Origin of the sequence: Pseudomonas sp. NFACC14, from assembly GCF_900106885.1 — a bacterium.
Taxonomy (GTDB): Bacteria; Pseudomonadota; Gammaproteobacteria; order Pseudomonadales; family Pseudomonadaceae; genus Aquipseudomonas; species Aquipseudomonas fluorescens_AA.
This window is the reverse complement of the sequence record NZ_FNOA01000014.1, coordinates 113,791-137,089: the sequence shown is the minus strand read 5'-3', so window position 1 is coordinate 137,089 and position 23,299 is coordinate 113,791. Positions and strand designations below refer to the sequence as shown.

The following is a 23,299-nucleotide window of genomic DNA, read 5'->3' as shown; positions in this document are numbered from 1 at the left end:
TCCCAAGTGAAAGATTAGAAGATCGCAGGCTTCGCCAGCTCCTACAGGGACCAGGATCAGCTGTGGTTTTGCTGGTAATCCGTCAGCGCCGGCAATAGCTGCTTGTCGATTGCCTGGCGCACGGCCGGCAGGATGGTGGCGCTGCTGGTGTACATGTCCTTGACCATCCGCCGCAGTTCATTGGCGCGGGCCCTGTCCAGCCCCCGCACTGCGCACTCGCATGCCTGCTCGGCAGTGGAGCCACTGGGTATCTGCAGTCCCAGTGCCTTGAGATGGCCCAGCAGGTCTTCCTGGTCGATCAAATCGGCGTGCATCATGACGCTTTTCCTTGTTCAGGGATTGGGGTCGTGTCTCGATTCTGGTAGCCACCCGAAGCGGCGGCAAGGGCAAATGGTCGCAATGTCATGAATGACTATGGAGGCGTCGTTTTCGGTTAACTTGCCCAGGCCTGGACTGGGCACACTGGCCCCAAGCTGAATCACGATGGTTTGGTCACCCTCGCGCGACAGCTCCTCCAGTAACGCAACCTGCCCCGATCCTGTCACGGCTTGATCGGGGATTTTTTTGTCTGTGACAATCAGGGAGTGATGGGTTGTTCGTCAGGGCGCTATCGCGAGCAAGCTCGCTCCCACAGGGGCTGTGTCGTTCACAGAACCTGATGTGGGAGCGAGCCTGCTCGCGATGAACGATGACGCGGTCTACCTCTGCAACACCAGAATCCGCGACAACAACTCATCCCGATCCACATAACACCCTTGGAAATGCCGTGCCCCGGAGGCCGGGTCGAAGGCATTGCGGGCGTGAAGGGTGCGGCGGTTGTCGAAGCACCAGAGCTGGCCCGGTTCGAGACGCTGCACCACGCGAAAGCGTGGCTCGCGGGTCAGGGCGATGAAGCGGCGGTAGGCACGGTAGAGTTTGGGCATCTGCTCGGCCGAGGTGTCGAACGGCCCACGCAGGAAGTTCGCCATGCGGATTTCCGAAACCTGTCCGAGGGCGTCCAGGGCGATGATCGGCGCCAGGCAGCGGTAGTCGCTGCGGCGGTCCTTGTTGCGAAACTCCACCGGAATCCGGCACAGGGCGTCGAAGGCCTCGGGGTCTTCCTGGCGCAGGGTTTCGGCAATGGCGAAACCGTCGACAAAAATGCTCTCGCCACCGTCGGCGTCATTCACCAGGCAATGCAAGAACTGCAGCCCCGGCTGCAGCTCCCGGGTCGGCAGGTCGGTGTGCAGCGGCAGGTTGAAAGCGGTGTAGGCGTTGCTGTCGGCATCGGCCTTGGACTGCACGTTGAACAGCACGCCGAAGTTGCTCTCGCGGATGAAGGCGATGCGTTGGGCTACCCGTTTCAGCGAACCGGGTTCGGTGGGCACGCCGCGCACTTGGGTCAGGCCGATGTCGCGCAGCGCCAGCAACCATTGCAGCAATGCGTCGGTATCGTCCATCAGCGCCGGGTAATCGAACACCGGCAGTGGCAGGTCGTGCCGCCACAGCTGGCGCCGGGGCTTGTTCGCCAGGCGCTCGGCCCGGGATTGATCATCGTAGGCATGGGCGCGCAACCAGCCCGGGTCAAAACGGCTCTGATGGCCGTCCTGCCAGTCCACGCATAGGCAGCCTTCGTCGTCGATGCGAATCGCGCCGGGGGCCATGTCCTCAGCGACATCGACGATTTCCAGCACCTGCTCGCGGGTGACGCTGTAGACGCATTGGGGGCAAGGGCAGTTGTCCCGTAACCATGGGTGATGAAAGGGGCTGGTCCGGCCATCGGCCCATGTGACTTGCACCCGATCGGCCAAGGGTGTGGCGGCGGTCAACGCGAAGATCAGGGGATAACGGCGGAAGTCGGCAAAAGCGGCGGCGGTGTTCATGCGATCTCCTGTGCGAAGCTTACCGGGCGGGGGGCAGGGCGATGACCCGACCGATATAGGTCGGGGTCGGCAGGTCGGATTGCTCATCAAGCAGGGCGTCGAGCCGGGCCAGGGTCTGCTCCGTGAAGGGCGCCGAGCGCGGGCCCGCCAGATCGACGTGCAACAGCATCTGTTCATTGCCGGCCAGTTCTTTATCACCACCCACCAGGTGCAGGCTGTGATAGAGGTGCAGGCGTTTGGCGTCGTGGCCGATGATCTGCGTGTGCACTTGCACCTCGGCCCCGAGTTTCACTTCGTGCAGGTAGTTGAGGTGCAGTTCGAGGGTGAACAGCGAGTGACCGCTGGCTTCGCGGTTCTGGCTGTCCAGGCCGAGCCGGTCCATCAGCGCGTCGGTGGCGTAGCTGAAGATCAGCAAGTAGAAAGCATCGCGTAGATGGCCGTTGTAATCGACCCATTCGGGGAGGATGCGGGTCTGGTAGGTGGTGAGGGTGGGCATGATTCAGGTCCGACAATTGGGGTGACTGGGCTGGCGCTATCGCGAGCAAGCTCGCTCCCACAGGGATCTCCGGGGGAGATAAAGAGCGTTCACACCGCGAAATCCTTGTGGGAGCGAGCTTGCTCGCGATGGGGCCAGACCTGCTGGCCCTAAAACAGGGTTTACTCTTCGAAAGCCATGCCATGCTTGGCCTTGGTGGTCTTCACCGCCTCCAGCACCGCCAGCAAACAGTCATCGCGATAGCGCTCCAGGGCCGAGATGCTGTGGCTGCCCAATTGCTCGCTCGTGCCGTCCACCACATCGTCGATCAGCTTTTCGGTCAGCTCCGGCGCTGGCAGGTAGGTCCAGGGCAGTTGCAGTGCCGGGCCGAACTGGGCCATGAAGTGCCGCATGCCGGCATCGCCACCGGCCAGGGTGTAGGTCAGGAACGTGCCCATGAATGACCAGCGCAGGCCGGCGCCAAAACGAATGGCATCGTCGATTTCCCCCGTGGTGGCGACACCGTCGTTGACCAGGTGCAGGGCTTCGCGCCACAGCGCTTCGAGCAGTCGGTCGGCGATGAAGCCGGGCACTTCCTTGCGTACGTGCAGCGGCCGCATGCCGAGGGATTCATACACCTGCATGGCCGCTTGCACGGCTTCGGGCGCGGTGTGCTTGCCACCGACCACTTCCACCAGCGGCAACAGGTAGACCGGGTTGAACGGATGTCCGACCACGCAGCGTTCCGGGTGGGTCGCACCTTCGTAGAATTCGCTGGGCAACAGCCCCGACGTGCTGGAGCCGATCAATGCATTCGGCTTGGCGGCTGCGCTGATCTGGCCGTGCAATTCGAGCTTCAGTTCCAGGCGCTCGGGGGCGCTTTCCTGAATGAAGTCGGCGTCGCGCACGCATTCTTCGATGGTCGCGACAAAGCGCAGCCGATCCTGCGAGGCACCAGGGGCCAGGCCCTGTTTCTCCAGCGCGCCCCAAGCGTTGGCGACGCGTTTGCGCAATGCCGCCTCGGCACCCGGTGCCGGGTCCCAGGCGACAACGTCGAGGCCATGGGCCAGGGCCCGGCTGACCCAGCCGCTGCCGATTACACCACTGCCCAGGGCGGCGAAGGTCTTGATGTCGGTGATAAAGCTCATGGTGATGTCCTGAAAAGAGTGAAGATCACCTGTGGGAGCGAGCTTGCTCGCGATGGCGGCGGTACATCCAACGCCTCTTCGAAGGCAGGAATATCGCTATCGCGAGCGAGCTCGCTCCCACAGGGTTATGCGCAGGTTCGGCTCAGCCGCGCTGGACCAGGCCCATCTTTTTGCGGCCTTCTGCTGGTGTGAGCACACGCGCCCCGAGGCGGCTGAGGATTTCGCCAGCGCGCTCCACCAGTTGGCCGTTGGTGGCGAGCACGCCTTTATCCAGCCAGAGGTTGTCTTCCAGCCCGACCCGCACGTTGCCCCCCAGCAGCACTGCCTGGGCGGCCATCGGCATTTGCATGCGGCCGATGCCGAAGCCGGCCCATACCGCGTCGGCCGGCAGGTTGTCGACCATGGCTTTCATGGTGGTGGTGTCGGCCGGCGCGCCCCATGGGATGCCCAGGCAGAGCTGGAACAGCGGGTTGTCCAGCAGGCCTTCCTTGATCAATTGCTTGGCGAACCACAGGTGCCCGGTGTCGAAGATTTCCAACTCGGCCTTGACTCCCAGCTCGGTGATCCGCTTGGCCCCGGCCCGCAGTTGCGCCGGGGTGGAGACGTAAATGGTGTCGCCGTCGCCGAAGTTCAGGGTGCCGCAATCCAGCGTGCAGATTTCCGGCAGCAGCTCTTCGACGTGGGCCAGGCGGGTCAGCGGACCCACCAGGTCGGTGTTGGGGCCGAACTCCATCGGCCGTTCGCCCGCACCGATTTCCAAGTCACCGCCCATGCCGGCGGTGAGGTTGACGATGATGTCCACGTCCGCCTCACGGATGCGCTCCATCACTTCGCGGTACAGCGCCACATCGCGGCTGAACTTGCCGGTCTGCGGGTCGCGGACGTGGCAGTGGACCACGGTGGCACCGGCCTTGGCGGCTTCGACGGCAGCGGCGGCGATCTGTTTCGGGGTGACCGGCACGTGGGGGCTCTTGGCGGTCGTGTCGCCAGCACCGGTGAGTGCGCAGGTGATGATGACGTCGTGGTTCATGGTGCGGATTCCTTCAGGCGTGGTGAGTCACCGCGCAGCCGTTGGGTGCTGCGCAGAGGGAGAACGGTTGGTCAGTTACTGGTGAGTTTCAGGTTGTCGGCGGCCGGCTTGCCGTCGAAGGTGGTCACGCCGTCGAGCCAGCGCTGCTTGTCTTGCGGATGATCCTTGAGCCATTGCCGGGCCGATTCGAGTGGATCCTTGTGATCGAGCAGCGGCTGCATCATCCGGCTCTCGTCTTCGGCGGTGAAGGTCAGGTTGCTCAGCAAGCGACCGACGTTCGGGCATTGCTCGGCGTAGTTCGGCGCGGTGACGGTCCAGACGGTGGCCATGCCTTCGTTCGGGCCGAGGGCGTCTTCGCTGCCGGTGAGGTAGGTCATTTGCACGTTGACGTTCATCGGATGCGGTGCCCAGCCAAAGAACACCACGGCTTCCTTGCGCCGTACGGCGCGGTCCACGGCGGCGAGCATGCCGGCTTCGCTGGACTCCACCAGTTGGAATTTGCCCAGGCCGAACTGGTTCTTGGCGATCATCGCCTTGATCTGGGTGTTGGCGCCGGAGCCGGGTTCGATGCCGTAGATCTTGCCACCCAACTCTTTTTCGAATTTGGCGATGTCGGCGAAGCTCTTCAAGCCCTTGTCGGCCAGGTAGGTCGGCACGGCCAGGGTGGCGCGGGCGTCCTTGAGGCTGGGTTGTTCCAGGACCTTGACCTGCTTGGCTTCGACGAATGGAGTGATGGTCTGGGTCATCAGCGGGTTCCAGTAGCCCAGGAACAGGTCCAGGCGTTGGTCACGAATGCCGGCGAAGATGATTTGCTGGGAGGCGCTGGTCTGCTTGGTTTTGTAGCCGAGGCCGTCGAGCATCACTTGGGTCAGGGCGCTGGTGGCGATGACGTCGGTCCAGTTGACCACGCCCAGACGCACGTTCTGGCACGCGGCGGGTTCAGCGGCCATGGCGGCGCCGTTCATCAAGGTGGTAGCGCTGAGTGCAAGAACGCAGGAGCTGATCAGTCGTTTCATGTCGGGTTCCTCGGCAGCTTATTGTTATGGGGCCCCGGTGTCTGTGCGCCGGTGATGCCAAGTTACGCAGCCCGAAGCGTGGCAAAACGCACAGCGGCGACGTGCTCTTGCACTGCAGCGACCTGCACCCTTGAACGACGCTTGCAACTGGCGTATCAAGGTCCGCACGCTACCCGTCGACCGAGTGCGCTCCATGTCCCAGGATTTTTACTTCTTGTTGATGCCGGGCTTTTCAGCCATCGGTTTCATCTCGGCCATCGAGCCGTTGCGGGTCGCCAATCGTTTTCGTGGCGAGCTGTATCGCTGGCATGTGTTGAGCGTCGATGGCGGGGCGGTGCTGGCGAGCAATGGCATGTCGGTCAACGCCGATGCCGCGCTGGAGCCATTGAAGAAGGGCGCGACCCTTTGGGTGGTGGCGGGATTCGAACCACTGAAGTTCGCCACCCCGGCCCTGGAGCGCTGGTTGCATCGGTTGGACAACGAAGGCGTGATCCTGGGCGGCATCGACACCGGCAGCGTGGTCCTGGCCGAGGCGGGGCTGCTGGAAGGGCATCGCGTGACCTTGCACTGGGAAGCGATCGAGGCGTTCAAGGAGTCTTATCCGCAGCTTGGCGTGACCCAGGAGCTGTTTGAAATCGACCGTCGCCGCATCACTTGCGCCGGTGGCACCGCGTCCATCGACCTGATGCTCGACCTGATCGGCCAGGCCCACGGTTCGGAGCTGGCGATCCAGGTCAGCGAACAGTTCGTGCTTGGCCGCATCCGCCCGCGCAAAGACCACCAGCGCATGGAAATCGCCAACCGCTATGGCATTCGCAACAAGAAGCTGGTGCACGTCATCGGCGAGATGGAAACCCACAGCGAACCGCCCCTGAGCACCTTGGCCCTGGCCGAGTCGATCAACGTCACCCGCCGCCAGCTCGAACGCCTGTTCCGCCTGCACCTGAACGACACCCCGAGCAACTTCTACCTGCGCCTGCGCCTGGAGAAGGCCCGGCAACTGCTGCGCCAGACCGACATGAGCGTGCTGGAAGTGAGCATCGCCTGTGGCTTTGAGTCACCGTCGTACTTCACCCGCAGTTACCGGGCACGGTTCGCGCGTTGTCCACGGGAGGATCGGCGGCGGCAGGGGGATGGGCGGGAGGTGGTTTGACAGGCTTTTATACTTAATTATACTCGTGACTATAAATTATACCTGTCGCCATAATTGAGTATAAAACCATGTCCAAGCACCCCGGTTTTGTATTCCGGCGCCCTGATCTGGCCCGCAATATTGTCGATGGGCTGGTCGGCGCCGGGATCCAGGATTACACCTCAGGCCTGTTCCTGGCCGCGCCGAGACGTACCGGAAAAAGTACGTTCCTGCGTGAAGACTTGATTCCCGAGTGCGAAACCTGCGGCTGGCTCGCGGTCTATGTCGACCTGTGGGCCAACAAGGAGAAAGACCCTGCCGACCTGATCGCTTCGGCAATCGCCGGGGCATTGGTGCCTTATGAAAAGGGAATCCGCAAGCTGGCCAAATCCATGGGCATCGACAAACTCAGCTTCTTGCGCACGTTGTCCTGGGATTTCAGCCTGCCGCAACTGCCCGAAGGGGCGACGCTGACCCAGGCGCTGGAGTTGTTGCACAGTGCGGCCGGTAAAACCGTGGTGCTGGTGATCGACGAAGCCCAGCATGCGTTGACCTCCGAGGCCGGGGTCAACGCCATGTTCGCCCTCAAGGCTGCCCGCGACCAACTCAACCAAGGGCGCGAGGGTGATACCAGCGGCCTGCGCCTGGTGTTCACCGGCTCCAATCGCGACAAACTCGCGCACTTGGTACTCAGCCGTAACCAACCGTTCTACGGATCCAGCATCACCGCGTTCCCATTGCTGGGTAAAGAGTTCACCAAAGCCTACGCTGCCCATTTGAACGCGCATCTGGCCCAAACCAATCAGTTCAATGCCGATGACTTGGACCAGGCCTTCGAGTTGGTAGGGCGCCGCCCTGAAATGCTGCGCAGCATCATCGGCGAAATTGCCTTGGAACTGGGTGAGGCGAGCCACTTGGGCGAATTGCTGCGCAACAGCGCGCAAATGCTCCGTGCTGGCGTCTGGACCGAGTTTGAAAGTGCCTGGAACGCCTTGACGGTGCCGCAACGGGCAGTGCTGCAGGTCATGGCCGAGCGCTCGCAAAACAACGAACCCTTTGCGCCCTTCACCGATTCAACGCTGGACGCCGTGGGCAAGGTGCTCAGGAGCATGGGCAGCGAAGTCGTGCCTGGCACCCAGACCATCCAATCCTGCATCGACGCGCTGCGTGACAAGGAACTGGTGTGGAAGTCCAATCGCGGTGGTTACGCCTTGGAGGACAAAGCGTTTGCGGATTGGTTGAAGGGGTATCGCCAGCAACATTGAATTTTGAAAATATCCCGTGGCGAGGGAGCTTGCTCCCGCTGGGTGCGGCCTGTAGGAGCTGCCGAGTGCAACGAGGCTGCGATCTTTCCCCAGACACTTGAATCCCAAGCGAAAGATCAAAAGATCGCAGGCTTCGCCAGCTCCTACAGAGCCGAGCGGGAGCAAGCTCCCTCGCCACAGGTATTGTGTTCGGCTGGAAAAGGTCTATTTCTTCATCAACGCCGAGCACGCCGCCTTGTACGCCTCGTGCTGATACTTGTTCAGCGTCGCCGGCAAGGCGAAGTCGTGTTTCTTGTGCTGTGCGTTGAGGGTCTGCGGTGACAGCAGTGTCACCTCGCAGCCTTCCAGCAACTGGAAAACCCCTTCAATCTTGAACGTGGTCGGTCCGCCGGCGAACTCGCCTTTCTTGCTGCGCTTCTTGATGGCGATGCGTTCGATGCCATTCTCGACCACGAACGCCCGTACCTGAGCGGCAAACGCCTTGACGTTGGCGGCTTCGTCATCGTCGTCCAGGGCGATTTTCTTGGTATTCAGGGCGATGTGGGTCAGCGTCTGCTGATCCAGCGAGGCAACGGCGATGATCGCTTCGCTGCCTTTGATTTCGATGCCGCAGGTTTTCATGGGAGTCTCTTTGCTCGGTGATGACGTACAGCTTACAGCTCTAACTGATCAGCATGGATACCAAAGGCAGCGGCAATTTTCTCTCGAGTAGCCCGGCGAGGCTTTGCGACCGATTCCTGCTGGGCAAACGCCGGTTGAGAAATCCCCAGGCGCCTGGCAACTTCATCCTGAGTCAGCTTCAAGTGTTCGCGCCAGGCGCGGATAGGCGTAGCGCCGTCGACGATACGGCTGACCACTTCGTGAGGGATCAGATCGGGTTCCAGTTTTTGTGCAACGTATTGTGCGTACGGAATGACCACAAATGCCGGGTTTCCGTCTGCATCGTTGATGATCTGAATATCAGTAGGTGCGTTCATCGCGTTTCTTGACCTCTTGAATGCTGACGACCTTGATCGCCCCGTCCCAATCGAACATGACTCGGTAGTTGCCTACCCGCAGGCGGTACGCATAGTCATGACCGACAAGCGCTTTGACGTTGACCACATCAGGCATCTGGGCGAGCTACGTAACGGCATCCCGAACTTGGGCCTGATGGGCTGAGTGCAATTTCAGAAGCTGCTTAACGGCTTTTCTGGTCCAGTGGATAGTGTTCATGGGAAGAATATAAGTCTTTTATAAGATTTGCGAATCCTGACTTATATTCTTTCCAGGGCCAACGCATGAAAGGTGTCTGGATATTGCTCTGTGGATAACCTTCAATCCTGCCCAATCGACTCCAAAAACTCCGACCGATCATCGCTCACCTGGGCCATGCAGTCGTTTTCGGCGATTTTGTAGGCTTCGCTGCCGGGTTTGGCCGGGAAGGCGGCGATGGCGCAATCGGCGTCGCGTTGTTTGAGCCACAGTTGTTGGGCGGCCTTGACCTTGGCGGTGATGTCGTTGAGCTGGGCCTTGTCGCTGGCGTAGCGGGTTTGCAGGCGCTCAAAGAGGCTCTGCAGGTTTTCGTTGAGCAATTGCTCGGCGGCGGTCTTGCCGTAGGCCGAGCAGGCCAGGGTCTGGACGTCGTTTTCAACTTCGTCGCAGGGATTGGGCTCGGTGTCTTCGGTTGCATGTGCCAGGGTGCTGATCAGTGCCAAAGCCAGGAAGATTGATTTCATCGCGTTGCCGCTCAAGTCCAGTAAAAACCAGTGATGCGACGGATTCTGGCGCAACCGTCGGGTAAAGAACAGACGGGCAGGGCGGGCCTGTCGTAGCCCATTGTCGTGGATTGACGCTTTCGGCAATTCCCCTGTCGTTTTTGCACCGGGTCGCGACGGCCCTCAGGCATATGCTGGCCCCAAAGCGCCGGCACACGATTCGGCGCATGAATCGCTGACAAAAGGGGACTGCCTGATGAGCCCAGCCGAATTGCACGCCGACAGCATCGTTATCGACGGGCTGATCATTGCCAAGTGGAACCGCGACCTGTTCGAAGACATGCGCAAGGGCGGCCTGACCGCAGCCAACTGCACCGTGTCGGTGTGGGAAGGTTTCCAGGCCACCATCAACAACATCGTCGCCAGCCAGAAGCTGATCCGCGAGAACAGTGACCTGGTGATTCCGGTGAAAACCACCGCCGACATCCGTCGCGCCAAGGAACAGGGCAAGACCGGCATCATCTTCGGCTTCCAGAACGCCCACGCCTTCGAAGACCAGCTCGGCTACGTCGAGATCTTCAAGCAGCTGGGCGTCGGTGTGGTGCAGATGTGCTACAACACCCAGAACCTGGTCGGCACCGGTTGCTACGAGCGCGACGGCGGCCTGTCGGGCTTCGGTCGCGAGATCGTCGCCGAGATGAACCGCGTCGGCATCATGTGCGACCTGTCCCACGTCGGTTCCAAGACCTCCGAAGAAGTCATCCTCGAATCGAAGAAACCGGTGTGCTACTCCCACTGCCTGCCGTCCGGCCTGAAAGAGCACCCGCGCAACAAATCCGATGAAGAGCTGAAGTTCATCGCCGACCACGGCGGTTTCGTCGGCGTGACCATGTTCGCGCCGTTTTTGGCCAAGGGCATCGATTCGACCATCGACGACTACGCCGAAGCCATTGAATACACCATGAACATCGTCGGTGAGGACGCCATCGGCATCGGTACCGACTTCACCCAGGGCCACGGCCAGGATTTCTTCGAAATGCTGACCCACGACAAGGGCTACGCCCGTCGTCTGACCAGCTTCGGCAAGATCATCAACCCCCTGGGCATCCGCACCGTGGGCGAGTTCCCGAACCTCACCGAGACGCTGCTCAAGCGCGGCCATCCTGAGCGGGTGGTGCGCAAGATCATGGGCGAGAACTGGGTCAACGTGCTGAAAGACGTCTGGGGCGAATAATCGTCGCCGCATCGCTAATCCTCTACCTGCGGCCCTCCGCGCCGCAGGCAATACCACGAATTTCCGGAGTCAAGTTTTCATGGCCAAGATCGCCCCGCAACTGCCTATCGAAGTCGACAGCGAAACCGGTGTCTGGACGTCCGACGCCCTGCCGATGCTGTACGTACCGCGTCACTTCTTCGTCAACAACCACATGGGCATCGAAGAAGTGCTGGGCGCCGATGCCTACGCCGAGATTCTCTACAAGGCCGGCTACAAATCCGCCTGGCACTGGTGTGAAAAAGAAGCCGAATGCCACGGCCTGGAAGGCGTCGCGGTGTTCGAACACTACATGAAGCGCCTGTCTCAGCGTGGCTGGGGCCTGTTCAAGATCCAGGACATCGACCTGGATAAAGGCACCGCCAGCGTCAAGCTCGAACACTCGGCGTTCGTCTATGTGTACGGCAAGGTCGGGCGCAAGGTCGACTACATGTTCACCGGCTGGTTCGCCGGCGCCATGGACCAGATCCTCGCCGCTCGTGGCAGTTCGATCCGCACCGTGGCCGAGCAGGTCTACGGCGGTTCCGAAGAAGGCCACGACGACGGCCTGTTCATCGTCAAGCCGTTGTAAGTCGAGGATCGCGCCATGGCTTTTGAAGCAATGTTCCAGCCGATCCAGATCGGCAAACTGACCATCCGCAACCGCGTGCTCAGCACCGCGCACGCCGAGGTCTACGCCACCGACGGCGGCATGACCACCGACCGGTACGTGAAGTATTACGAAGAAAAGGCCAAGGGCGGCATCGGCCTGGCGATCTGTGGTGGCTCGTCGGTGGTTGCCATCGACAGCCCGCAGGAATGGTGGAGCTCGGTGAACCTGTCCACCGACCGCATCATCCCGCACTTCCAGAACCTGGCCGACGCCATGCACAAGCATGGCGCCAAGATCATGATCCAGATTACCCACATGGGCCGTCGCTCGCGTTGGGACGGTTTCAACTGGCCGACCCTGATGTCGCCGTCCGGCGTGCGTGAGCCGGTGCACCGTGCTACGTGCAAGACCATCGAGCCGGAAGAAATCTGGCGGGTGATCGGCAACTACGCCCAGGCGGCACGGCGTGCCAAGGCCGGTGGCCTGGACGGCGTCGAGCTGTCCGCCGTGCACCAGCACATGATCGACCAGTTCTGGAGCCCGCGGGTCAACAAGCGTACCGACGAATGGGGCGGCAGCTTCGAAGGCCGCATGAAGTTCGGCCTGGAAGTGCTGAAGGCCGTGCGCGCCGAAGTGGGCGACGATTTCTGCGTGGGCATGCGCCTGTGCGGCGACGAGTTCCACCCGGACGGCTTGTCCCACGAGGACATGAAGCAGATCGCCAAGTACTACGACGACACCGGCATGCTGGATTTCATCGGCGTGGTGGGCTCGGGTTGCGACACCCACAACACCCTGGCCAACGTCATCCCGAACATGAGTTACCCACCGGAGCCGTTCCTGCACCTGGCCGCCGGCATCAAGGAAGTGGTCAAGGTCCCGGTGCTGCACGCGCAGAACATCAAGGACCCGAATCAGGCCACGCGGATCCTGGAAGGCGGTTACGTCGACATGGTCGGCATGACCCGTGCCCACATCGCCGACCCGCACCTGATCGCCAAGATCAAGATGGGCCAGATCGACCAGATCAAGCAGTGCGTGGGCGCCAACTACTGCATCGACCGTCAATATCAGGGTCTGGACGTGCTGTGCATCCAGAACGCCGCGACGTCCCGTGAATACATGGGCGTGCCGCACATCATCGAGAAGTCCACCGGGCCCAAGCGCAAAGTGGTGGTGGTCGGTGCCGGCCCGGCCGGGATGGAGGCGGCGCGTGTCGCTGCCGAGCGTGGGCACGACGTGACCCTGTTCGAGAAGAAAGAGTTCATCGGCGGGCAGATCACTACGGCCTCGAAAGCCCCGCAACGGGACCAGATCGCCGGTATCACCCGCTGGTTCCAGCTGGAGCTGGCACGCTTGAAAGTCGACCTGCGCCTGGGCGTGGCGGCAGATGCGGCGACCATCATGGACCTGCGTCCGGACGTGGTGGTGCTGGCCGTTGGTGGGCATCCGAACCTGGAGCAGAACGAACACTGGGGCGCCGCCGAAGGGCTGGTGGTCAGCAGCTGGGACGTGCTCGACGGCAAGGTCGCGCCGGGCAAGAACGTGCTGGTCTACGACACCATTTGCGAGTTCACCGGCATGTCGGTGGCCGACTTCCTCGCCGACAAGGGCAGCCAGGTCGAGATCGTCACCGACGATATCAAGCCGGGCGTGGCCATTGGCGGGACTTCGTTCCCCACGTACTACCGCAGCATGTACCCCAAGGAAGTGATCATGACCGGGGACATGATGCTGGAGAAGGTCTACCGCGAAGGCGACAAACTGGTGGCGGTGCTGGAGAACGAATACACCGGCGCCAAGGAAGAACGCGTGGTGGACCAGGTGGTGGTGGAAAACGGCGTGCGGCCGGACGAAGAAATCTACTACGCGCTCAAGGAAGGTTCGCGCAACAAGGGCCAGATCGACGTCGAAGCCTTGTTCGCGATCAAGCCCCAACCGTGCCTGGAGCAGAGCGGCGATGGCTACCTGCTGTTCCGCATCGGTGACTGCGTGGCCCAGCGTAATACCCACGCGGCCATCTACGACGCCCTGCGGTTGTGCAAGGATTTCTAACGGCTTGTGGATAACCCTGTGGGAGCGAGCTTGCTCGCGATAGCGGTGGATCAGTCGACATTATGTTGGATCTGAGTCCGTCTTCGCGAGCAAGCTCGCTCCCACAGGGATCGAGCAAGACATCCAGGTTTCTGTGCCTGCAAGACCTGAGGTCTTTGGGAGCTTCACCATGCTGAACACCCTTCTTCCAATCCTGCTGTTCGCAGCCCTGGGCCTCGCGGTCCTCGGCGCCTTGCGGCGGGTGAACATGTGGCGCCGGGGACGACCGGCCAAGGTCGACCTGATCGGCGGTCTCTTTGCCATGCCCAAGCGCTACATGGTGGATTTGCACCACGTAGTGGCGCGGGACAAATACATCGCCAACACCCACGTCGCCACGGCCGGTGGTGCGGTGGCGTCGGTGGTGCTGGCGATCCTGGTCCACGGGTTCGGCCTGCATAACCGCTTCCTCGGCTATGCGTTGCTGTTGATGTCGGCCGTGATGTTCGTCGGTGCGATCTTCGTCTACCTGCGTCGGCGCAATCCGCCTGCCCGTTTGTCCAAGGGCCCCTGGATGCGCCTGCCGAAAAGCCTGCTGGCGTTTTCGGCGTCGTTCTTCCTGGTGACCCTGCCGGTGGCGGGCATCCTGCCGGAGAACTTCGGCGGTTGGCTGGTGGCGGCGGTCCTGGGTGTCGGTGTGCTGTGGGGCGTGTCGGAATTGTTCTTCGGCATGACCTGGGGCGGGCCGATGAAGCACGCCTTCGCCGGTGCCCTGCACCTGGCCTGGCATCGCCGTGCCGAGCGCTTTGGCGGCGGCCGTTCCACCGGTCTCAAGCCGCTGGACCTGAACGACCCCGCCGCGCCACTGGGCGTGGAGAAACCCAAGGACTTCACCTGGAACCAACTGCTGGGTTTCGACGCCTGCGTGCAGTGCGGCAAGTGTGAGGCTGCCTGCCCGGCGTTCGCGGCCGGCCAGCCGCTGAACCCGAAAAAGCTCATCCAGGACATGGTCGTCGGCCTGGCCGGCGGCACCGATGCGAAATTCGCGGGCAGCCCATACCCGGGCAAACCTGTGGGCGAGCATGCGGGCAATCCCCATCAGCCGATCGTCAATGGCCTGGTGGACGCCGAGACCCTGTGGTCCTGCACCACCTGCCGCGCGTGCGTCGAGGAGTGCCCGATGATGATCGAGCACGTCGATGCCATCGTCGACATGCGTCGTCACCTGACCCTGGAAAAAGGCGCCACGCCGAACAAGGGCGCCGAGGTGCTGGAAAACCTCATCGCCACCGACAACCCTGGCGGCTTTGCCCCGGGCGGGCGGATGAACTGGGCGGCGGACCTGAACCTGGACCTGCTCAGCGAGAAGAAATCCACCGACGTACTGTTCTGGGTCGGCGACGGTGCCTTCGACATGCGCAACCAGCGCACCCTGCGCGCCTTCGTCAAAGTGCTGAAGGCGGCGAAAATCGATTTTGCCGTGCTCGGCCTCGAAGAACGCGACAGTGGCGACGTGGCCCGGCGCCTGGGTGACGAAGCGACGTTCCAGCTGTTGGCCAAGCGCAACATCCAGACCCTGGCCAAATACAGCTTCAACCGCATCGTCACCTGCGACCCCCACAGCTTCCACGTGCTGAAAAACGAATACGGCGCCTTCAATGGCAACTACCGTGTGCAGCACCACAGCACCTACCTGGCGGAAATCATCGACGCCGGCGCCCTGAACCTAGGCCAGCACAAGGGCGACAGCGTGACCTATCACGATCCGTGCTACTTGGGCCGCTACAACGGCGAATACGAGGCGCCGCGCCAGGTGCTGCGTGCGCTGGGTATCGAGGTCAAGGAGATGCAGCGTTCCGGTTTCCGCTCGCGTTGCTGCGGCGGCGGTGGCGGCGCGCCGATCACCGACATCCCAGGCAAGCAGCGGATTCCTGACATGCGCATGGACGACATTCGCGAAACCGGCGCTGAGTTGGTGGCGGTGGGTTGTCCACAGTGCACCGCGATGCTCGAAGGCGTGGTCGAACCGCGGCCAATGATCAAGGACATTGCCGAACTGGTGGCTGACGCACTGCTGGAAGACGCAGCCCCGAGCAAGCCCGTGGCCCCAGCCAAACGTGAACCTGCGGAGGTGCATTAATGAGCGACATCATCCGCCGCGACCCTCGCGCCGAGTGGATCGCCCGCAACCGCCTGCACCCGCTGCACGCGGCCATGCAACCGGTCCAGCACAGCTGGATGGGCCCCAACGGTGTCATCCGCAAGAACGTCCATGGCATCGGTTTCATCGGCCCCAACGGCATCAAGCGTATCGACCGCAGCGGCGCCCAGCAGGGTGGCGCGACCAAGCGTACCGCCGCGACCGAAGTGCAATTGCCGCTGCATCAAGTAGCGCAACCGGCGTTCTACATCAGTGTGGTGCCGGACATGGTCGGTGGTCGCCTCAGCAGCCACGACCGCGATCTGCTGGGCCTGGCCCATCAGCTTGCGGGGACGGACGGCGCGGTGCTGGCCGTGGTCTTCGGCGAGCACAAGGAAAACGCCTTCGCCACGGCCGGTGTCGACCGCTTGCTGGTACTGGAAGGTGAGACCTTCAGCGGTTATGCACCGGAACAACGGGTCCAGGGTCTGCGGGCTGTGGATAACCAATTCAACCCACGCCATTGGCTGCTGCCTGACAGCCGCACCGGTGGCGGTGAACTGGGCCGGCGTTTTGCCGCAGCCCTGGGCGAGCGTCCGGCCACGCGGGTCTGGCAGGTCAAGGGCGAGGAGTGCATTGGCCGCGCCGGTGCGGGCCTGCAAGACTTGGCCCGGCCGTTGGCGCGCTTGATCCTGGCTGCGGCCGAATGCGCCGAACCGGTCAGCGAAACCCGCCACGAAGCCTTGCCGGTGGAGTTATCCACAAGCGTGGCCCGCAGCTTGTCGCGTATCGAAGATCTGGGTGCGGTGGCGGTGGACCCGGGCGCGATCCCGATGGCCGAGGCCGAATTCATTTTCTCTGGCGGCAACGGGGTCAAGGACTGGGCGCTGTTCCACCAGACCGCCGCGGCCCTGGGCGCCACCGAAGGCGCTTCGCGGGTGGCGGTGGACGACGGCTTCATGGCCCGGGATCGCCAGGTCGGCGCGTCGGGGACCTGGGTCACGGCACGGGTCTACGTGGCCGTGGGGATTTCCGGGGCGATCCAGCACCTGCAGGGCATTGGCGCCTGCGACAAGGTGGTGGCGATCAACCTCGACCCGGGCTGCGACATGATCAAACGGGCAGACCTGTCGGTGATCGGAGACAGCGCGGCGATTCTCCAGGCCTTGATCGCGGCGGTAGAGGCTTACCGCAACGAAGCCAAGCGCGATGCGGCTTAAGAAGGATAAGTTGATGAGTACCCAAGTGATCAGCCTCGTGTCCATCGGCGCCCACCCCACTTCCGGTCGGCCCCGGCGCGCCGAACAGGACGCCCGGGCCGTGGAGCTCGGCCTGCAACTGGCCGGCAACGACCTGCAAGTGCTGCACGCCGGTGACGTGGCCGAACCGGCCCTGCGCGCCTACCTGGGCATGGGCCTGGATGAACTCCACGTCCTGGAAAATCCCGACGGGGGCGACGCCCTGCCGGCCCTGACCGACTATCTGCGTGACGCTGGTGCCCAAGTGGTGCTCACCGGCAGCCAGGCGGAAACCGGTGAAGGCTCGGGCATGCTTCCCTTTCTGCTGGCGGAAAACCTCGGTTGGCCGTTGGTGGTGGGACTGGCCCAGGTCGAGTCCATCGACAGCGGCGTGGCGCTGGTGCTGCAAGCCTTGCCCCGCGGCCAACGACGCCGTCTCAAAGTGCGCCTGCCATTCCTGGCCACTGTGGATAACGCCGCGCCAAAACCTCGGCAAAGCGCCTACGGCCCGGCCCGGCGTGGGGCATTGCATGCCGAGGAAGTCGAAGTGATCGACGACACCTTGCTGGCGGTGGCGACCCTGCAACCGGCCAAGCCACGCCCCAAGCGCTTGAAAGTGATCAAGGCCAAGAGCGGCGCCGACCGCATGAAAGCCGCCACGGCCAAGGCCAGCGGCGGAGGCGGGCAAGTGCTCAAGGGCGTGAGCCCGGAGGCCGGGGCCGAGGCCATTCTCAAGTTGTTGATTGAGGAAGGGGTTGTTCGCTAAACCCAGGAATACCTGAATCCTTTGTGGGAGCGAGCTTGCTCGCGATGGCGGTATGTCAGGTTGCATCTTCTGCGCTGACACGCGCTATCGCGAGCAAGCTCGCTCCCACAGGAGGGCAGTGTTTGCCCACCATTGCTGTGTGCCTCTGTGGATAACCTGCTTGGCCCCCGCCGTAAACCAGACCATCCAGGCCTGCGCTCAAAAAACACCCACCTGACCTACTGCAACATCCGGTCATAAAACCGCTGGCCTGGCGGGTTGCCGCGTCTCAAGCCTGTGGGTGAAAAAGGTCGTTTCATCGCCAATGGAGTCCTATCAATGGAAGTAGCAATTCGTCCGGCCTTGCCCACGGATACACGGGAGATCGCTCGTTTGTTCCGGATCTCCTCGGAGGGTGCGTCGGATTACATCTGGAGCCAGCTGGCAGAGCCCGGCCAGGATCTCCTTGACGTGGGCGCCGCGCGTTATGCCCGGGAAGGTGTCGATTTTTCCTACCAGAACTGCCTTGTCGCCCAGGCCAACGGACAGGTCATCGGCATGATGCACGCTTATGTCACGCGCCATGATCCACAGGCGGCCCCAGTCACAGACCCGATCCTGGCGCCCTACGCCGACATGGAAGTGCCCGACACCCTCTATATTTCAAGCTTGGCCCTGCATGAAGGCTGGCGTAACAAGGGGCTAGGCGTTCGCTTCCTCGAACTGGCGCAACAGCGTGCCGATCAACTGGCACTCAAGGGCCTGAGCCTGATCGACTACGCCGCGAATACCGGCGCCCGGCGTTTTTATGAGCGCCATGGCTTTGGCATCGTCAAAACCTGTCAGGTCGTCCCGCATCCGATGATTCGGGTGACGGGGGCAGCCTACCTCATGCATCGGCCTTAGCCGGCACAGCGGCAACCCTGGCGCGGGGCACAGGTTGGCCCAAATCCCTGTGGGAGCGAGCTTGCTCGCGATATCGGTAGATCAGTGGCATCGATGTTGACTGACGCACCGCCATCGCGAGCAAGCTCGCTCCCACAGGGGCATGTGTTTACCCACAATCCTTGTGCATCCGCCTGTGGATAACCTGTTCGCCCCTTGCTGCACCCCATGCAAATCGGGCCCTACCAGCCTGCGATCAAAAAGTAGCCAGTCTAACCCACGGTTTTTATTGGCTTTTTGTTGTGAATAACGACTCCTCTCAGGCGAAACTTGCCCCCAATCTCTGTTGGCGCTTCTGTGGATAAGATGTTCGCTCAACGCTGCAAGCCATATGGGACGGGGCGTTCAGTGGGTTGATCATAAAATGATCGATTGGCGGTTTTTATCGGTAAAACTTCCCGAAAACCGCGATTTACAAGCCTCCCAAAGGGTTTTCCACAGAATCGTCAAAATTACCCCCAAACACTGTTGGCGCTTCTGTGGATAAGGTGTTTGCTCACCGCCACAGCCCATGCTTGGCGGGGCTTACGGGGATTTGGTCAAAAAACAACCGATGCCCCCGGAAAACCGTGATTGTCCATAAGTCACGGTTTTTATTCACTTTGCCACCGAGAAAATGCCCGACATACGCACACTTGTCCCCATTTGCTGTGGGCGGCCATGTGGATAACTTGTTCGCCAAACGCTGCAGGCCACGGCCCGCATAGCGCCAATCGCGATAGATCAAATTTCATACAGTTCTAAGGCCTAGCCTTGACGCAGGTCTGTCGGCTGTCTTCACTTCCATGGCACAAGGACATCGCACTTTATCCACATCAGGTTCAGGGAGAACACATGATGGATGGCAAGCACCCCCGCTCGCACCCGCTCCCCCTGCTGATCTGCGTCCCGGCACCGCCCGCTTCGCTGCATAAACGCATCCACCGTCGCGCCGCCAATCAGCGTGCACGTCTATAGCGTCCGGTTTTTCCCCCTGTAGCACCGCTGACTGCCGCTGGACCCTGCACGGGACAGTGGCCAGGCGTTCGTGCGCCTGTCGATTTGCAGGCAACCGCAGAGTTGCCCCTTCTGCCTGAGAGGACTTGAACATGACACGGATCTCAACCCCCATCAGTGATATCCAGGAGCACTACGACGTGATCGTCATCGGTTCCGGCTACGGTGGCGGCATTGCTGCCTCGCGCCTGTCCCGGGCCGGACGCAAGGTGTGCCTGCTGGAGCGTGGCCGGGAGATCCAGCCCGGCGAATACCCCAACACCCTGCTCGCGGCCACCGAGGAACTGCAGGTCCATGACCCCGACGGTCACATCGGCTCGCGCACCGGGCTGTTCGACCTGCACGTCAACGCCCAGCAGAACGTGGTGGTCGGCTGCGGCCTGGGCGGCACGTCGCTGATCAATGCCAACGTTGCGCTGGAGCCGGAGCCTGGCGTATTCGACGACCCGCGCTGGCCCCTGGCGGTACGGGAGCACCGCGACACGCTGCTCAAGGACGGCTACGCCCGGGCCCGGGAGATGCTCAAGCCCAACCCTTACCCGGCTTCGGAACCGAACCTGCCCAAGCTCGACGCCCACAAGAAGTCGGCCGATTACCTCAAGCAAGGCGCGCATTTCTACAAGCCGCCGATCAATGTGACCTTCGACAAGCTGCCCAACAACCTCAACCACGTCGGCGTCGAGCAGTTGCCCTGCAATGGCTGTGGCGATTGCGTCTCGGGCTGTAACAACAAGGCCAAGAACACCACGCTGATGAATTACCTGCCGGACGCCTGGAACCACGGCGCGGAGATTTTCTGCCAGGCCGAGGTGCGGCACCTGGAGCGCGACGGCGACGGCTGGATCGTGCACTTCCAATACCTGGACAGCGGCCGCGAGCTGTTCTCGGCACCCACGTTGTTCGTGCGGGCCGATATCGTGGTGGTGTCCGCCGGCACCCTGGGCTCCACCGAAATCATGTTGCGCTCGCGGGACAAGGGCCTGGCCATGTCCGGCCAACTGGGCGAGCACATGAGCGGCAACGGCGACATCCTCGGGTTCGGCCACAACTGCGACCAGGTCATCAACGGCATCGGTTTCGGTGCCCATCCGGCCAAGGAACTGGAGCCGGTGGGGCCATGCATCACCTCAGTCATCGACATGCGCACCGAAGGCGACTGGCGCAGCCGCATGGTCATCGAGGAGGGTTCGATTCCCGGTGCCCTCGGCCGGGCCATGGTGCCGAGCATGGCGGCGTTTGCCGAAATGATCGGCGTGCCCACTGACACCGGTTTCGGTGCCAGCCTCAAGTACAAGGGCCGGGAGGCCGATAGCTTCCTGCGCGGGCCTTATTACGGCGCGCTGCACAACATGCAGACCTACTTGATCATGAGCCATGACAACGCCAAGGGCCGCATGCTGCTCGACAACAAGGACCAGTTGCGCATCGACTGGCCCGGCGTCGGCGAACAGGAGAACGTCACCCTCGGCAACGAACGGCTGCACCAGAGCACCAAGGCCCTGGGCGGGATATGGGTCGAGAACCCGATCTGGACCAAGCTGCTCAAGCACAGCATCGTCTCCGTCCACCCCCTGGGCGGTTGCGTGATGGGTGAGGACGCCACGCAAGGGGTGGTCAACCACAAGGGCCAGGTGTTCAGTGGCGCCAGCGGCACCGATGTCTACCCGGGCCTGTACGTGACTGACGGTGCGGTGATCCCCACGTCCCTGGCGGTCAACCCGCTGCTGACCATCTCGGCGGTAAGCGAGCGCAACATGGGGCTGCTGGCGGCCGACCGTGGCTGGATCATCGACTACACGCTGCCCTCGGCCCCGCGCAAAGCGGTGGCGCCACCGACCCTCGGCGTGCAATTCACCGAAACCATGAAGGGTTACTTCTCCACGGCCTTCACTCAGGCCCAGGGCACCGATCTGAGCCTGTACGCAGCGGCGGCCAAGCGCGGCAAGGCCGACAACTCGCCCATCGAGTTCACCCTGACCATCACCGCCGCCGACCTCAACCGTCTGATCAAGGAGCCGGAACACGCCGCAACCCTGGTGGGCACCCTCGATGCACCGCTGCTCTCACCGCAACCGCTGGTGGCCAGCAATGGGGTGTTCAACCTGTTCGAGCAGTATCAGGAACAGGTCGGCGTACGGCACATGAACTACGACATGAAGCTGACCGCCGAGGACGGCAACGACTACTACTTCAGCGCCTTCAAGACCGTGCCCGAGGACAACGGCGTGCTGAACATCTGGCACGACACCAGCACACTCTATGTCACGCTCTATCGCGGGCCGGACAAGACCGGCGCAGTGATTGGCTGCGGCGTGATGCACATCCTGCCGGCCGACTTCGCCAAGCAGATGACCACCATGAAAGTGCTCAACGCGCGCAACGAGCGTGAGCGCGTGGAGGCATTGGCGCGATTCGGCAAGTTCTTTGCCGGGATCCTGTGGGAGAGCTACGGCGGTGTCTTCGCCGGCGACGTCTATTTCAACCCGGACGCGCCGCCCCGGTTGAAACGGCCATTGGATGCGCCGGCGCCGGTCGTGCATTTCTTCCAGACCGAAGACAACGTCGAGCTGCGCCTGACCCGGTACGAGGCCGGCACCAAAGGCCCGGTGATGTTGGTCCATGGCTTGGGCGTGGGCTCGAACATCTTCTCCACCGACACCATCCACACCAACTTGCTGGAGTATCTGTGCAAGCACGAGTACGACGTCTGGCTCCTGGACTTGCGGGTGAGCATCCTGCTGCCGGCCAGCAAGCACGAATGGAACGGCGACCAGGTGGCCCAGTACGATTTCAAGGCCGCCATTGAGCAGATCCAGCAAGCGACCCTGGCCCGTGACGTGCAGTGCGTGGTGCATTGCTACGGCGCGACGACGTTCTTCATGTCGATGCTGGCGGGGCTGCAGGGCGTGCGCTCGGTGGTCTGCTCGCAGATCGCCGCCGACACGGTGGTCGCCACCGCCACCGGTCTGAAGGCCGGTCTGCACTTGCCGGGGATGCTCGACGCCATCGGCATCAAGTCCCTCACGGCCTACGCCGACACCAAGGAAAGCTGGTTCAACAAACTCTACGACAAGGCCCTCAACGGCTATGCCCGGATCGAGGCCCAGGGCTATTGCACCAACCCGGTCTGCCATCGCATCACGTTCATGTATGCATCGCTGTACCGCCACGACACCCTCAACGAAACCCTGCACGACAACCTGCATGAGTTGTTCGGCGAGTCGAACATCCAGACCTTCGAGCACCTGGCGCTGATCGTGCGCAAGGGGCACCTGGTGGACTTCAAGGGCAACGACGTCTACATGCCGCATTTCGATCGGTTGAAGTTGCCGATCTGCTTCATCAGCGGCGCCGACAACCAGTGCTACCTGCCGCAAAGCACCCTCAAGACCTACGAGCGACTGTGCGAGATGCATGGCCCGCAGTTGTTCAGCCGCTACGAAGTGCCGGGGTACGGTCACATCGACTGCATGTTCGGCAAGGATGCGGTGGTGGATGTGTATCCGATCATTCTTGGGCACTTGGAGAAGACTGCCCTCGGTTGACGCAAGACCGAGTGGTCTGCATCGCGAGCAAGCTCGCTCCCACAGGGGCCATGTGCCGCCGATTTTGTGCACGCCACACATCCAGTGTGGGAGCGAGCTTGCTCGCGATGGCGATCGTCAGAGCGCCGCATATCGTGAGTCAAGAATAAGAAAAAGGATGCCTATG

The 23,299-nt window shown here is 62.2% G+C and carries 19 protein-coding genes and 1 pseudogene; 10 read left to right on the top strand and 10 right to left on the bottom strand.

Going from position 1 to position 23,299, the window contains the following annotated elements:
- Positions 1–56 precede the first annotated feature (56 nt).
- The 6 genes from BLU85_RS20340 to choX form a co-directional block, all read right to left on the bottom strand.
- Positions 57–317, bottom strand: a complete 261-nt coding sequence (locus BLU85_RS20340; protein WP_092202816.1) for a hypothetical protein — start codon at positions 315–317, stop codon at positions 57–59.
- Positions 318–698: 381 nt separating this feature from the next.
- On the bottom strand, positions 699–1,862 hold the full coding sequence (locus BLU85_RS20335) for a gamma-butyrobetaine dioxygenase (protein WP_092202814.1): 1,164 nt from the start codon (positions 1,860–1,862) through the stop codon (positions 699–701).
- A gap of 19 nt (positions 1,863–1,881) precedes the next feature.
- Positions 1,882–2,358, bottom strand: a complete 477-nt coding sequence (locus tag BLU85_RS20330; RefSeq protein ID WP_092202812.1) for a thioesterase family protein — start codon at positions 2,356–2,358, stop codon at positions 1,882–1,884.
- A 161-nt stretch (positions 2,359–2,519) separates the two neighbouring features.
- Positions 2,520–3,485 carry an L-carnitine dehydrogenase gene (locus BLU85_RS20325; RefSeq protein ID WP_092202810.1) on the bottom strand — a complete coding sequence of 322 codons (966 nt, stop codon included), beginning with the start codon at positions 3,483–3,485 and terminating at the stop codon, positions 2,520–2,522.
- A 142-nt stretch (positions 3,486–3,627) separates the two neighbouring features.
- Positions 3,628–4,515 (bottom strand): 3-dehydrocarnitine:acetyl-CoA trimethylamine transferase CdhC, encoded by an 888-nt coding sequence (locus tag BLU85_RS20320; protein WP_045157164.1) that lies wholly within the window; start codon positions 4,513–4,515, stop codon positions 3,628–3,630.
- A 71-nt stretch (positions 4,516–4,586) separates the two neighbouring features.
- Entirely contained in the window at positions 4,587–5,531 is a 945-nt protein-coding gene (gene choX, locus BLU85_RS20315; protein WP_092202808.1) for a choline ABC transporter substrate-binding protein, read from the bottom strand.
- Positions 5,532–5,724: 193 nt separating this feature from the next.
- Here choX and BLU85_RS20310 point away from each other — a divergent pair, with 193 nt between their 5' ends.
- Together BLU85_RS20310 and BLU85_RS20305 are read left to right on the top strand one after the other, a co-directional pair.
- Complete coding sequence (locus tag BLU85_RS20310; RefSeq protein ID WP_060740279.1) at positions 5,725–6,684, top strand: GlxA family transcriptional regulator; 960 nt, start codon at positions 5,725–5,727, stop codon at positions 6,682–6,684.
- A gap of 68 nt (positions 6,685–6,752) precedes the next feature.
- Positions 6,753–7,928: an AAA family ATPase gene (locus BLU85_RS20305; RefSeq protein ID WP_092202806.1), complete on the top strand. Its 1,176-nt coding sequence runs from the start codon at positions 6,753–6,755 to the stop codon at positions 7,926–7,928.
- Positions 7,929–8,132: 204 nt separating this feature from the next.
- Here BLU85_RS20305 and BLU85_RS20300 read toward each other — a convergent pair whose 3' ends face one another.
- The 4 genes and pseudogenes from BLU85_RS20300 to BLU85_RS20285 form a co-directional block, all read right to left on the bottom strand.
- A complete protein-coding gene (locus tag BLU85_RS20300) occupies positions 8,133–8,549 on the bottom strand; it encodes a DUF3010 family protein (RefSeq protein WP_092202804.1) in 417 nt (138 codons plus the stop codon).
- Between the two features lie 32 nt (positions 8,550–8,581).
- Positions 8,582–8,905 (bottom strand): helix-turn-helix domain-containing protein, encoded by a 324-nt coding sequence (locus BLU85_RS20295; RefSeq protein ID WP_092202802.1) that lies wholly within the window; start codon positions 8,903–8,905, stop codon positions 8,582–8,584.
- Positions 8,889–9,143: pseudogene (locus tag BLU85_RS20290) on the bottom strand (type II toxin-antitoxin system RelE/ParE family toxin). The gene BLU85_RS20295 and the pseudogene BLU85_RS20290 overlap by 17 nt, the downstream one beginning before the upstream one ends.
- A 101-nt stretch (positions 9,144–9,244) precedes the next feature.
- Positions 9,245–9,646 carry a lysozyme inhibitor LprI family protein gene (locus tag BLU85_RS20285; protein WP_092202800.1) on the bottom strand — a complete coding sequence of 134 codons (402 nt, stop codon included), beginning with the start codon at positions 9,644–9,646 and terminating at the stop codon, positions 9,245–9,247.
- 235 nt (positions 9,647–9,881) lie between these two features.
- On the opposite strand from BLU85_RS20285, the gene BLU85_RS20275 reads away from it, so the two are divergent.
- The 8 genes from BLU85_RS20275 to BLU85_RS20240 all read left to right on the top strand — a co-directional run bounded on the left by BLU85_RS20275 (position 9,882) and on the right by BLU85_RS20240 (position 23,133).
- Positions 9,882–10,859, top strand: coding sequence for a dipeptidase (locus tag BLU85_RS20275; RefSeq protein WP_030139307.1), 978 nt, complete (start codon positions 9,882–9,884; stop codon positions 10,857–10,859).
- A gap of 79 nt (positions 10,860–10,938) precedes the next feature.
- The gene (locus BLU85_RS20270) at positions 10,939–11,469 is read left to right on the top strand and encodes a DUF5943 domain-containing protein (protein WP_030139308.1); all 531 of its coding nucleotides are present in this window, start codon (positions 10,939–10,941) and stop codon (positions 11,467–11,469) included.
- A 15-nt stretch (positions 11,470–11,484) separates the two neighbouring features.
- On the top strand, positions 11,485–13,545 hold the full coding sequence (dgcA, locus tag BLU85_RS20265; RefSeq protein ID WP_045157161.1) for a dimethylglycine demethylation protein DgcA: 2,061 nt from the start codon (positions 11,485–11,487) through the stop codon (positions 13,543–13,545).
- Between the two features lie 169 nt (positions 13,546–13,714).
- A complete protein-coding gene (dgcB, locus tag BLU85_RS20260) occupies positions 13,715–15,664 on the top strand; it encodes a dimethylglycine demethylation protein DgcB (protein ID WP_092202796.1) in 1,950 nt (649 codons plus the stop codon).
- On the top strand, positions 15,664–16,884 hold the full coding sequence (locus BLU85_RS20255) for an electron transfer flavoprotein subunit alpha (protein WP_092202794.1): 1,221 nt from the start codon (positions 15,664–15,666) through the stop codon (positions 16,882–16,884). Before dgcB ends, BLU85_RS20255 begins: the two co-directional genes overlap by 1 nt.
- 13 nt (positions 16,885–16,897) lie before the next feature.
- On the top strand, positions 16,898–17,668 hold the full coding sequence (locus tag BLU85_RS20250) for an electron transfer flavoprotein subunit beta (RefSeq protein WP_092202792.1): 771 nt from the start codon (positions 16,898–16,900) through the stop codon (positions 17,666–17,668).
- A 318-nt stretch (positions 17,669–17,986) separates the two neighbouring features.
- Positions 17,987–18,553, top strand: coding sequence for a GNAT family N-acetyltransferase (locus tag BLU85_RS20245; protein ID WP_092202790.1), 567 nt, complete (start codon positions 17,987–17,989; stop codon positions 18,551–18,553).
- 1,127 nt (positions 18,554–19,680) lie between these two features.
- Positions 19,681–23,133 (top strand): GMC oxidoreductase, encoded by a 3,453-nt coding sequence (locus tag BLU85_RS20240; protein WP_092202788.1) that lies wholly within the window; start codon positions 19,681–19,683, stop codon positions 23,131–23,133.
- Positions 23,134–23,299 lie beyond the last annotated feature (166 nt).